We start from the raw sequence: 14,564 nt of genomic DNA, 5'->3' as shown, positions 1-14,564 counted from the left end.
TTAATTGCTTGATTTTGATTCCATTATATTTAATCGAGCTACTAATGCCTCAATAGATTTATCTTGAATAATATCTTTTGCACTTTGAGCTTCAATAATCTCTTGCTGCTCTTGCAATGCTTTTATCAATACGGGAATTAACTCGGTGTAAGACAACGTGATTAAGTCTGCTTCTTCAACATAATTTGTGATACTTGGAAAGATGTCTTGTACTTCTTGGGAAATTAATCCTAAATTACGCTTAGTATCGTTTTGGTCTTTCATTAAATAACTTACAGGATTGAGTTGCATGACTTTCTCGAGAGTGCCATTTTCTAATGCCGTGATGTCTTTTTTCGTTTTTCTATCTGAAATTGAGGAATAAACACCCGTTGTTTCATGAAAATAGCCACGATAACTACTGTTTCTATATAATGCCAAACTCCCATTAGGTCGCGTTTGGAGTCGCCATGTTGAAGTAGGGTCTGATGCATTTTGAATACTTAAAGAGCCACCTATACGGATTAAATTGGTATCGAACTCACCATAAATAAGGGGGTTATCTGATGCTTCATTGTTTATAAATAATTTATTGTTATTATTTGCTAGTACTGAAGCACCCGAAAAGTTTCCAATAAAAATATTATTGCTTCCTGATGTATGATTTAAACCTGAATTGCTACCTATGGCAATATTGTAATTTCCTGATATATTGTTATATAGAGCATTTCTACCAATAACTGTATTGTTACTTCCTGTTGTATTATCATAAAGTGCCTGATATCCAGTAGCTGTATTTTCATACCCAATATCATTAGACCATAAAGCACTGAAACCAATTGCGGTATTAGAATCACCATTATTATTAGCACGCAATGCCGAATGTCCGACTGCCGTATTATTATTCCCGTCATAATTTGAGTACAACGCGTCTACTCCTATCCCTGTATTATGATAACCGTCCCAATTCAAATACAAAGCATTGAAGCCATTGGCTGTATTATTGCTTGATTTATTTTGATGTAGAGCGCCAGTTCCAATTGCTGTGTTATTAAATCCTTCTATATTACCATATAAGGCTTTTTCTCCAATAGCAATATTATTAATGCCAGTGGTGTTAAAACCTAGAGCATCATAGCCAATCGCCGTATTAACAGACCCAGCGGTATTATCTAACATTGCAAAGGATCCGATTGCTGTATTTCTAGAACCTGTGCTGTTCTTGCTTAATGCACTTGCACCCACAGCTGTATTGTTAGAGCCAGTGGAATTGAGTGATAGCGCATTCAAACCAATACCTGTATTGCGATTGATGGTACTATCATCATTTAAGCCTGCATTTACACCTATAAATAATGAAGAGCCATCAGCATCTGATTTTGCATCTTCCAATTCATCAATTTTGGTTGCTGCGTTGGCAGCATTTAAAGCATAAGGTACAGTCATAAACTGAGTGGTACTCAAGTCTGCGTAATTAGTCCCTCCTACAATATCGATTTGTAGATTAAGCCAATGCTCATTGCCACTCCAATCAATATCACTAAATGTATCTGTAGTAGAACCCGTACCAATGTTTAAAATTATAATTCCATTAGCATCTGTAGTTGTTGAATGTGCCTCTGTATAAACTGCACTACCATCTGCAGCAGCTTCACGAATTTGAAATTGTACTCCAATAGGTTGGTCGGCTAGGATATTTCCTAAATCATCTTTAATTAGCGCTTTGTAGTTAATACCCTGTTGCGCAAAACTTGAAATTGAGATAAAAAGAATAGTGAAAGATGTAAATAATGTCTTCATAATCTTATTTTTTAAATGTGGTTTTTTTAATGACTTTGTTTTTATACATAATTTTTAGAACATACTTACCAGGCCGTAAATAGTTAACATTGAGATGGATTGTTTTTGTAGGGATGTAATCGATCTCGCCTTGATAGGATGTACGTTTTTTTTTCATACACTTCAAAGCTAAATAGAAGATTGCCAGAATACTATGAGGTATGTAACAAGAATTATGACTAATGTAACATCCTAGTATTAATGCGGAATACGAGAGGTATTAGAAAATGACTTAAATATTATTTTCGTTTTGCAAACTCAGTTGGTGTGCAATTGTATGTTTCCTTGAAACATTTAGTGAAATAAGAATGGTCATTAAAACCAACCGAGTAACCAACTTGTGAGATATTAATATCAGAATTTTTTAATAATCGTGAAGCCAACTTGAGACGCTGAGAACGAATAAACTCCGATGCGGTAAGCCCCGTTAATGCTTTTAGTTTTCTATGGAGTTGCATACGACTCATACCTACAGCTTCGGAAAATTCAGTGACATTGAACGCAGGGTCTACTATACTATTATCTAATGCCTCTTGGACTTTTTCGAGAAATATCTCATCTAAATTAGTGATGGCAATATCTTTTGGCAATAGTGCCAACTCTTGGCTGTATCGTAATTGTAATTTGCGTCTAGACTCAATAAGCTTTTCAACTTTAAGAATTAAAAGTTGTTTATCAAATGGTTTGGTGATGTAATCATCTGCTCCTATATTAATGCCTATAAATTTACTTTCTAATTCCGTTTTTGCCGTAAGTAAGATAATAGGAATGTGGGCAGAGCGTTCATCATTTTTGAGGTTTTCTGTAAGTGTGACCCCATCCTTTTCTGGCATCATTATATCTGAGATTATGAGATCTGGAATATGTTCTAAAGCTAGCTGTACACCGATCTTACCATTTGGTGCTGTAAGAATGTTATAATTTTTTTTAAAGGTTTGTTTTAATAAATGCCGTAAATCAGCATTGTCTTCAACAATTAATAAAATTGGTAAATCACTATCTTTATATTCTTCACTATCCTCGATTATGGGATTAAGAAAATTTGGTACTTTATTAATAACCTCTGTTTGTGTATTTACGATTACTGCATTATTTTTAAAACTATTCTTATCTATGGAGAGGTTAAGGTTAAAGGAAGTTACTTTGTTTGGTATACTGTTAGCTTCAATTTTACCTTTATGAAATACAACCAATTCTTTAACTAAAGCCAAACCTATTCCCGAACCTTGATTTTGTTCATTAGTTTGGTAAAAACGTTCGAAAATATTATCTAATTCAAAAGCGGTTAATCCTTTTCCTGAATTGGTAATTTTAAACAACAACTGATTATTTTCAATATAAGCTCTACAGAAGATGGTTCCATTAATTGGGGTGTATTTAAAAGCGTTAGAAAGCAGATTGATTATTATTTTTTCTACTGCATCTTTGTCGAACCATACGTTTTTTTCACTTAGATCAATATCAAACGTATAAGTAATGTTTTTTTGTCCTGCTAAATAGGAAAATGATTCACCTATCGCAGAAATGAGCTGGAGTACATTACCTTGTTGAATTTGTAATTTTAAATGACCTTCATCAATCTTAGACAAATCCAATAATTGATCGACCAGTTCTAAAAGGCGTTCAGAATTTTGTTTGGCCACGATAAACTTTTGGCGTTTATTTTCTGAGATAGAATCATCTGATAAAGTATCGTCTATAGGGCTCGATATCAAGGTTAACGGGGTGCGAAATTCATGTGATATATTGGTGAAGAAATTAGATTTTAATTGATTAAGTTCCTTAGCCAAGTTCAATTTATTTACGGCTAATTTCTGATGATATGTTAAGTATAAGAATGTAGTTAGAATAGCTATAATTATTGTTATATAAATGATGTAAGCCAATGTTGTGGCATACCAGGGTGAAGATATTATAAGCGATAAATATGCTATTGGTGTTTCAGATTCGGATTTATAAGACGCTTTAACCTTAAATTGGTATTTTCCGGGTTTTAAATTGGTATAGGTTACCGTATTGTTTTTAGCCTTACGCCAATCACTATGTCCATTTTCTAATAGATAATAGTAATTTATTTTTTCTGGAAATCGAAAATCTTGTAAGGCAAAGTCTATGTTTAAGTCAGATTGTTTATGATTTAAATAAATGGATTGGTCATTCAAAATTGAACTGTGACTTTGAAAAGGATGTTCTCCTAAAATTTTAATTTGTGTTATGACCGGAGCTTTATTAATAGTTGGATTTATAATATTTTTTGGATTAATTATCTGAATACCCTGTTCAGTTCCAAAATAAAGTTCTTTTCCATTAAATGCGCTCGACGTAAATAGACAAGCATCGGAGATTAAACCATCTGATTCTCTTAAATTTATTAGCTTTTTATTTTTCGTATTATAAACTATTATACCACTGCTTAAAGTACTAATCCAAAGAGATTTGTCGTCATCTGTTTGAATTGCCATGACTTTTTTATCAAAATAAGTATTCTCAATTTTTAAAGCTTCAAAGTTATCGCTTGCGAGTATGTATTTATTAATGCCAAAATCTGATCCTATCCATATATCTCCAGTATTGTCTTCATGTATTTCATATAAAACATTAGAATTTAACGTATTTACATTTCCTTTTTTATGTGTGTATTGTCTATATTTAAAATCACTTTTACCTGTACTAATTTCAGATATGTTAGGTACTATGAATAATCCATTCCCAACTGTTAATACCCAAAGATTATCGCTTTTGTCTATATGTAATTGAATAGCTTTTAACTCTTTAGAATTCGTATTAGTGAATTCGAAAAAATTTTTTACAGTACCCTTGTCATTTATTACATATAAACCATGCCAAGAGCTAACCCAAATAAATCCATTCTTGTCTTGCACTAATCCGTATAACTTTAATAATCCTTCTCCGTTTTTATTTAAATTAAATGACTTAATGTTTTTAAACTTATCTACAAAGTACAATGTCCCATACATATCACCAGCCCAAATTCCTTTTTCTGTTTTTAATACTGAAAAAATAGGCTTCTCTTTAATTATGGTTTCGTAATTATCTTTTATTTTAGAGAAATAATGTAGCCCATTTATGCCACCTATATATAGTGTTTTGCCGTCATCAATAATGCGTCTTGCATGTAAGTTTATATTGTTAGAAAAAACGTTACCAGCTTTATTTTCTTTATACACTCCATTTCTAGTCGCAATCCACGTTATGTCTTGACTATCTAAATATATAGAATTAACATTGTTCAGAAATGCTGAGTTTTTCAAATTATAACTTAATTTTTCAATGCTATTTTTAGTAAAATCATACTTATAAATATGTTTTTTTCCAATAAGTATAATTTTATCATTTTGCACATTTGATATTAAGATTATAAAGTCTTGAATATTTATCTGCTCTGGAGCTTTATGAAGTTTTTTGCTATAAATTTTTCCTTCATTTCTATATATCAGCGTGTTATTAGTTGTTACAGCCAATCTGCTGAGCGCAATATTTTTAACTACGACATCGAGACTTTTATTTTTATTATTATACTGATAAATAGTATCGTTAAGCACAACAATCTCAGTTCCGTTGTTAGTTTCATTCAAAAATACTTTTTCGAATTTTTCTCTTATTCTTACAAAGTTATTAGCGTTATGTGATTTTCTAAAAAGTCCGTCATCACCAACCACCCAAATATTATTTTTAGTGGTAGAAAAAGTTGAAAAAACGATAGAATTTTGAATGTCTTTAGCCGTATTATATCTTATTTTCTCAAACGTATTTTTACGTTGGTCAAACTTTACTAATCCTTCTCCTTGAGTACCTAACCAAAATATGCCATTCTTATCTTGAATTATTTTTCGTACCCAATTCGCAGGAATTGAGTTATCATCATAAGGATTAAATCTATACGTTAAAAACTCATATCCATTGTATTTGTATAGACCATTTTGCGTAGCAAACCACATAAAACCTTCGTTATCTTGAATTACGGAGGAGACCCATTGATTTGATAATTCTTGTTTTAAATACGTAAAATTGATGGATTCATTATTATCAATAAAAGTGACATCTGTTTGAGCTATAGAAACAAAACTTACTAGAATGAAAAGTATGGTGTTATATAATTTCATAAAGCAATAAAGCTGTCAAATTAACCTATTAAATAGCTAATCTATTTAAACTTAAATATAAGCAATATTTTGAAAGACAGGTGGTTAGCTGTGATGTTATATTTTAGTGAATATAACCTTAGATATATGATGGCCCTATTTATTTATTTATGTGTTTATTGTTCATCTTTTGTTTAAAATTAGACCATAAAACTTTTTTTAAATTGTATGACTATAATAGACAACTTCTTTTAGAAAATTATAAAATGAGATTGGTTGATAAATTCAACAACAGATCTAATTTTGGATGTTAAGACAGCACTTTTAATCAGGAAGTTTGAAGTTGATTTTAAATACTATTGTTGTTAGTGTTTTAGCAATGTACTTTCTAGTAAAGGCTGAATCTCCTGTAGGTCAGGCTTATATGCTCTAATTTACAAAGTGTTAGCGTGAATTTTTGCAAAAGTTAGTGCAATACTCGCTTTCTTATCGATTTAACTGAAGCGATTACCGCTTTAAAGCAAAATGACCCGTATAGGTTTCTCCATCAATAAATTTGGCCACAAACCAATAATCGTCACTAGGGAGTTGGTTCCCATTTAGGCGTCCATCCCAACCATCGTAAGAAGTAAGTTGTTGCGTAATGAGTTTGCCATAACGATTAAAAATTTTAATAGACTCAATTTGATTAAATTGTTCTTCATTGCCAATAACTTGCCAAGTGGGATTGTCTCCATCTCCATTGGGAGTAAAGAACTTTGGAAAGCCTAAAACCGAGATGGTTTCTTCAACCGTTCCACAACCGTTTAAATCTCTAATATATACGGTATGAAATCCTTGAGAAATATTTGTAAAAACAAAATTATCTTGATAAAATCCATTGCTATCATCTAGCGCTATTTCATAGTCTCCTTCACCAGAAATGGAAATAGTTACCGTGTTATTTGGCGCAATACCTTCTACATTAATACTTTCGATTGTTGCTGTTTCCGACGGTAAGACGGTGATAATTCTACTCGATGAACACCCATTTGGATCTGTAACATTTACAGTGTATGTCCCAGTTTCTGTAGCATCATAGAACAATGTGGTCACGTCTGTAGTTGTGCCATTGTATAGCCATTCGTAATAATAATTATTTGGTAAATCATCAAGGACACCACCATAGAGCGTTAAGGGATCGAGCGCATTTAAGCAGTTAGTAATAGTCTCATCGCCTTCTAATAAGGGAGTGTATAACACATTGAGATTTACTGTAGAAATACTAAAACACTGGTTGTTACTACTTACTTTTACATAAATAGTTTGCGAGTTAGTTATGGAATTTATAAACGTATTAGGTAATGCATTAGTTTCATTAAAAGCATCTATTTCTGTCTCGTAATAACTTACAATGGCATCATCGGGAATTTGATCTAAAATAGTAGTGTCAACTTCAGATAAATCGAAAGCAGCAAAACCATCAGTGATGTCCCCATCGCAACCATCTAAATCTGGAATGTTAAGGGTGTTGTTTGAGGTTTGTAATTCTAATTCTACAATATCTACGCAGTTGGCTTGGTTTACTATTTGTGCATAAATAGTTTGAAATGGAATAGTATTTTGAAACGCATCTGGATTTGAAATGGGATTATCATCGGCAATATCTGCCTGTGACACGTAAAATTGATTTACATATACATCTTGGTTTCCTGTGGTTATAGCACTTGTGGCATCAAATAAATTATAAGTTGTCAGGCCATCTTGGTTTAAGTCGCATTCTACCAACACAGAATCAGATCCTATTGGTAAAGGTGCATATTCAATAATGGCTTCACCATAGGCAATACAACCATCTGCTAAACTCACTTCTACTGAGTACGTCCCAGCTTCAGTAACGGTGTAGCTTCCGCAGGTACCACAACCTGGTGCTCCTTGTACTAAAACTCCATCCTTATACCAATCGTAGGTATTTTGACCGTCTTGGTACGCAAATAGTTCAATGGTCTCACCTTCGCATAAAGCATTATTTGTAGCTAATAGTAAATCGGGACCTATATCTGAAGACAATTCAAAACTACCAGCTTCTAAAAATACAGCTGAATCATAACGGTAATTATAGTGATCAGCAATTACTAATTTTACGTGATATGTTTCATTAGGAATCACATTTGCTATAGCCGTTAATATAGCCGTTTGTCCGTTAAAATTTATGGGAGCGTTTGCACCATTAAAACTTCCAAAATATGTTTCATTTTCAGGTGGACAGCTACCTGAAATTCCAGGCGTTACGGTGGTCACTTTTACGGGTGTATTAGTATTTGGTACTATAGCGATATTTTCAAAAGGAGTTTGCTCATCATCGGGACGAATTAAAAAACCAAACAAATCCGAGTAATTACAAGTATTAGAATTACCATCTTGATATTCTTCTGAAGCAAAAATATATCTAAAACTTATTTGTGGTGCAACTGATACAAAATCGAATTCTAAAATAGTGGCATTAATTGTGTTCGATTCGTTTAGAGCATTTTCTAAATCAGCATCACGATTCCAATCAGGCGCATCGTCGTCACTTAAACTTGTATTTGGTCCAGCGACATTGCTTAACTTCCCCGTACTTAGTACAATACCACTTTCAAACGGAAAAGTTGTTCCTGAAGCATCAAAATAACCATAGCTTTGGTCTGTATCAGAAAAATCTCCACCAACGACATTGGTTACAGAAACGTTGCTAATACAATCGCTGTCTATTAGAATGTCTTCAATAAGTTGTTGTGGACTAAAGTTTTGGCTGTCTACTGAAATATTTTGAGCATAATTCAACAGAGAAAATATAAGGGCAATAGTGAGAAAGGGTCTCTTCATTTTTATTCTTAGGGGTTGCAAAGATAAACTACTAAAGGAAACTTAAAATGGAATAAGATGTTAAATAAGATGATACGTTTTTATTATCGACGTAGTGCAAAATGACCTTTGACTTCAAAAGCAATATCACCTTGTTGTATATCTGCTAAGAACCAATAATCGGTGGCAGGTAAATTGTAACCGTTATAAGTACCGTCCCAACCTTGAGAAGTTGAGTCTAGTTGTGCTATGAGTTTACCGTAACGGTTAAATATATAAACAATACTACCGGGTAAAGTTTCAATACCTACAATATGCCAAGTTTCGTTTGTTGTATCTCCATTCGGTGTAAAGAATGGTGGTGCATCTATAACCAATACTTCTTTAGTAACTTCTGCACAACCATTACGATCAATTATGGTTACGGTATGGTAGCCTAATGGTACATTATCAAAAACGTTTGATTCTTGAGGTTCCCCATCATTCAAAATAAAGAGATAATTACCAATTCCGGAAATGGAAATTGTAATGTTGTTTGGATCTGAAAAATCAACGGTTTCAACAATATCTATAGTAGCGGATTCAGATGCTGTAACATTAAAAGTACGCGTTGTGGTACAGCCAAATTCTGAAGTGACCGTCACAGAATAGGTGCCTATTTCTGTAATTTCAATTTCTGAACTCATTTGGTTAGTGGACCATAAGTAAGTATCGGTTGTATTAAAAGTGTCTGCAGAAACGAGTAGCGGTAAATTTTCAACACAGACCACTTGATCTGGAATGTCAACAAAAGGTTTGCGATATACTAATAATGAGAAATCAACGAGACTAAAACAACCTGTGATATTATTTGTGATTCGAGCAGTAATAACCTCGGTGTTAAATCCACTATATAAATCACTATTTAATTCATTAATTCCTGCATTAGCATCAGTAGAATTATTGAAATAAGTAACCGTATAATTACTAGAACTTTGATTACCTAAAATTGAAGAATTCTGTTGGGTAAGGTCGAAATCAACATACCCATCAAAATCATTATCACAGCTCGTAAGATTTTCTGGTTGATTGGCTATCGGTAATGGATTTACACGAAGTTCAAAAGGAAATATAAAATAACAATGTGTGGTGCTATATTCTATTCGCGCATAAATAATATCACTTGTGCTTGAATAATTATAATTAGGGTCTAAACTATTTTCGGCAGCAATAGCATCAGCTTCAGATGTAAAATAATTAATTAATACATTAAAGTTAGTATCAACAATATAGTCTTTTAGTGTTGAAAGATTATAACTATTAGATGCGTTGTTGCAAATATCAAAAGTTTCAAAAGCATTTGTTGCTGGTGGTAGATTTACATTTAAGTCTAGCGGCACAAAAGTGAAGCAATCGGCAACCGTATTAAACACCTTTATATAAATAGTCTGCGGATTATTAACGTTGGAAAAATTCTCGGGATTTGAAATTGGATTATTATCAGTTTGTAAGTCCTCAAACGTTTCAAAATAGGTGATGCTATTATTAGGATTTGCTGTTACGAACAAATCAGTTTCAACAGTAGTTAAATTGAAAGTAGTAATACCATCATAATCTACATCGCATTCTAAAAGTGGTGCAGGAATATTAGGGTGTGGATTAACAATTAAGGTAAAATTTGTAACACTAAAACACCCTGTTTCCCTATTTTCAATTCTCACCGAAATCAACTGCTGATCAGACCCTAAATATTCAGAGATAATCGGGTTTGTATCAGTCATAGCTTCAGCTTGACTAGCATGATAAGTTACTTCAAAATTGTTTGGGTTTTGCGACCCTAAAACAGTGTCGGTTTGCGATTCTAAATTAAAAGAAGCCATGCCATCGTTAGAATTGTCATCACAAACTTCCATATTATTTGGCGGGTTTGCAATAGGTAACGGTTTAACTAAAAGTATAAAATCATATATAAAATAACAGTTGGTTAATGGATCTTCTATACGCACAAAAATAGTATCGGACACACTCTGATAAGTATAATTGAGAGGTAATGGATTTATAAAAGTTTCAGCATCATTAAAAGATTCAAAATAAGAAAGCGTTGCTTGTGTTTCTGAATTTATTAAGGTGGATTCTATTTCAGCTAAATTAAAACTCGACGTTGGGTCCTTACAAATTTCATAAACCTCAAAATCGTTAAAGGCAGGAGGAAGATTTACAATTAAATCTAACGGTACAATGACAAAACAATCACTAACGGTATTATTTACTTTGACATATACTGTTTGAGGGTTTGAAATATTCGTATAATTTTCTGCATTAGGGATAGCATTATTGTCAGCTTCTAAATCTTCAACGGTTTCAAAATAGTTGACTTCAATATTATTTTGTCTTACATCTAAAATGTCATCTTCGGAAATGGAAAGATCCCAGGTTAAAACCCCGTCGTAATTATCGTCACATTGTTCTAATGGGATTGAAGGATTAACTAAAGGTGCAGATATAATATTTATGGCAAACTCAGAAATTCCCTTGCAGTAGTTGCCGTTATCTATGCGTGCAAATAGTTGTTGCGGATTTGTAGTGTTGGTATAATTTAAAGGTACCGGATTTATATTGTTGTTGGCTTCGAATTCCGTTGAGTGAAATGAAACGTCTAATGTTTCTGGGCTACCTACTGTTATTTGGGCTATTATATCATTTAAATTTACGGTTTCAATACCGTCATTACTAATATCATCGCAGATAAAAATACTTTCTGGCGCATTGAAAATAGGAACGGAACCGACTTCCAAGTCAAACATAGAAGTGCCATAGCAGCTAGGATCTGTAAAATTTTCTATTCTCACATGGATCGTTTGAGGACTGGTAGAATTTTGATATGCCGAATATTTATCGATAGAATTAATCCCCGCAAGCGCATCAGCTTGGGTTTCATAATATAGAACTTGTTTATTTAACTGTCCATTTAATATTTCTTCATCTTTTAAATAGAAATAGAAGTCCGCGACACCGCTAATATTGGCTTCGCAATTTTCAAAGTTTGTAATAGGAATAAATTCTGGCAAGGTATTAACGTAAACATAAAAACCAGAAAGACTAAAGCAACCTGTGGCTTGGTTTTCTACACGTGTATAAATATAAGCTGTGGCTGTAGTGAAATTTTCTGGAGTGGTAATTTCGTTTGTACCTTCAATGGCGAAATTATAATCATTATGAAACGTAATATTATAACCGGCGGTAGAGCTTGTTATTTCAGGTATTTTAGATTCTAGATTTACGGTGGATATGCCATCGTCGTCATCGTCGCACACAATGATTGCTTCTGCAACCATGACTTCTGGTGCACTCACAATATTCACCTCGAGGGTAGATATATCATAACATTCTGTTTGAGCATTGGTAACTCTAGTGTAAAATAATTGCGGATTAGCAGTGTTGTAATAAAATTCTGGTAGTATATTTTCATTATTTATAGCATCGTCTTCTGTTAAAAAATATTTTATATTAACAGCGGGTACACCTTGCCCAGCAATGCTATTAAAATTATCTAGGATTAACGTAGTAAATCCATCATTGTCTTCATCGCAATAATCTGTAGTTTGAGGTGTTAAAGCTACGGCTGGGGCAATTACCAAGGTCACATCTATTTGGTCAGTACAGTCGTCTATAAGAACATTGGTATATAAAGTGGTACCGTTGTCCGTTACGTTATAAAGCAGCGCCTTGTTTAATGCGTTTTGATCGTTGTCTCTGTCGTTTTCAGATTCAAAAAATATGATTTCAAATTCATCGTATCCATTTTGAAGATGCGACTCAATAGCATATAAATCAAAATCTTCAATACCGTCATTAGAAGGGTCGTCGCAGACTATAAAAGGGTTATCTGAAAGTCCTGTTAAAATAATATTGGTATGTAATTCTAAATTCGTAATGGTAAAACATCCTGTTGTAGGATCCTCGACGCGAATATAGATGCTTTGAAAATTTGGTGTTGCATTAATATAGTTATTCGGATTTTCAATTGCATTTATATTAGCGATGGCCTCATCGTTGGTAGGGTGAAAGCTAACCTCCATCCCTGTAAGTTCTTGTAAAACATCATCTACGACTTCTGTTAGATCGAAAGTTTCAAAACCGTCGTCATCTTGTTCGCAAGCATTGATCCATTGATTATCTGTATTAATTGTAGGACTTTGTTGAAGTTCAATAGAAATAGTTGTAGTAGAATAACAGCCGGTAGTTCCATCGTACACTCTAATATATAAAGTTTCTGAAGTGTTGGTATTCTCATAAGGTGAGAAAATAGGGTTAATACCTAGATCGGCTTCAGGTTGAGAGTAGTGATAAGAAATATATAAATTGTTGTTGCCATCAATAATTTGATCACTAGCAGAACTTAGATCTACCAAAGTATTACTATTGGCTGAAGCATTTTGACAAACAACAATAGGGTCTGGTTCCACATATTCTGGTTTTTCGTTCACTATTAAATTGAAGCTAGAAAATGCTAGACAACCATTAGTAACGTCTTCTATTCTAACAAAAACAGCTTGTGGAGTAGTAGTGTTCGATATTGAGCCAACAATAGGATTAGAATTGTCTTGTGCCGATTCAGCCGTGTAATGATAACTAATATTATAATTAGAAGGAGGTACCGAAGCTAATACCTCTGCATTTTTAATGGTAAGGTTGAATAATTCTACACCGTCGTCATTATCATCACAAAAAATAAAATCCGAAATTTGTGTTGCAGTCTGCTCAGTATCTAATATAATGTCTACGGTATCTTCAATTACACACGACGTTTCATTAAGCTGAATGGTCACTTCAACTTTGTATGTTCCTGAAGAAACGGCCTGTAAAACGGGGTCATTTTCTCCAGATAAGAGTACCTCATCTTGAAACCATTGATAAGTGGCTTGGGTATTTTGAATATCGCCATTTAAAGTTACAGAATCTCCACAGGTTGTAATATTTGGTCCTAAATCTACGTTGGCATTAAAACTATTACCTTCAATGAAAACGGCAGAATCAAAATTTTGGTCGTCTTGGTCTGCTATAATAAGTTTAATTTGATATTCTACATTGGGTTGAATTGCTGCCGTGGCAGAAAGTACGATTGTACGACCATTGTAATTGGTATCTCCGACATTGTAGCCTTCAAAGAACACTTCGTTCTCTGCTGCACAAAAACCTTCTATTTGGTTATGTATAGTATTTGTATTGACGGGTGTAGACGTGCCAGGAATCAGAGCGATATTAGTATAAGGGCTTGTGGTGCCCGCTTCACGGATTAAAAACGCAAATCCGTCAGAATAAAAACAAGGAAACTCTTGCTGGTATTCTTCTGAAGCAAGAATATAATTAAACTGTATTTGATTAGCTACAGATATAAAGTTAAATTGAATAGAAGTTGCATTTAGGGTTTCATCAATCCCTAAGGCGTTTTCTAAATCGATATCGGTTCCCCAAGATTCATCTCCCTCGTTTAGAGGGCTTGTATTCACTACGTTTCCGGCTGAATTTACATTACCTGTAGTTAATAAAATACCATTTTCAAAAGGAAAACTGGAATTATTACGTTCAAAATACCCAAAACTGTTTAGTCCATTTAAATCTCCATTAATATTTGAAGAAATATTAGAAATTTCAACACAATTTTGACCTAAGTTTTGTTGAATAAGTTGCTCTAAAGAGAACGAATCGTCCGTGGTAATTTGTTGTGTATACGCACAAAAAAAACCTGTAAAGATTATAACGAGGGATAGAATATATGGTAATCTCACTATTTGGGTTTCACTAATTAACGTCAATGAAATACGTTATATTATTTTT

The 14,564-nt window shown here is 33.3% G+C and carries 4 protein-coding genes; all 4 read right to left on the bottom strand.

From position 1 onward, the window contains the following. Positions 1-1,779, bottom strand: a complete 1,779-nt coding sequence (locus QMA06_RS12015; protein ID WP_290207106.1) for a tail fiber domain-containing protein — start codon at positions 1,777-1,779, stop codon at positions 1-3. A 278-nt stretch (positions 1,780-2,057) separates the two neighbouring features. After that, complete coding sequence (locus tag QMA06_RS12010) at positions 2,058-5,942, bottom strand: response regulator (protein WP_290207105.1); 3,885 nt, start codon at positions 5,940-5,942, stop codon at positions 2,058-2,060. 486 nt (positions 5,943-6,428) lie between these two features. Next, positions 6,429-8,768 (bottom strand): T9SS type B sorting domain-containing protein, encoded by a 2,340-nt coding sequence (locus tag QMA06_RS12005; RefSeq protein ID WP_290207104.1) that lies wholly within the window; start codon positions 8,766-8,768, stop codon positions 6,429-6,431. Positions 8,769-8,851: 83 nt separating this feature from the next. Further along, complete coding sequence (locus QMA06_RS12000) at positions 8,852-14,542, bottom strand: T9SS type B sorting domain-containing protein (protein ID WP_290207103.1); 5,691 nt, start codon at positions 14,540-14,542, stop codon at positions 8,852-8,854. Between the last annotated feature and the right edge of the window lie 22 nt (positions 14,543-14,564).

This window comes from Winogradskyella bathintestinalis (genome assembly GCF_030407435.1).
Classification (GTDB): Bacteria; Bacteroidota; Bacteroidia; order Flavobacteriales; family Flavobacteriaceae; genus Winogradskyella; species Winogradskyella bathintestinalis.
This window is presented reverse-complemented; position numbering and strand designations above follow the sequence as displayed.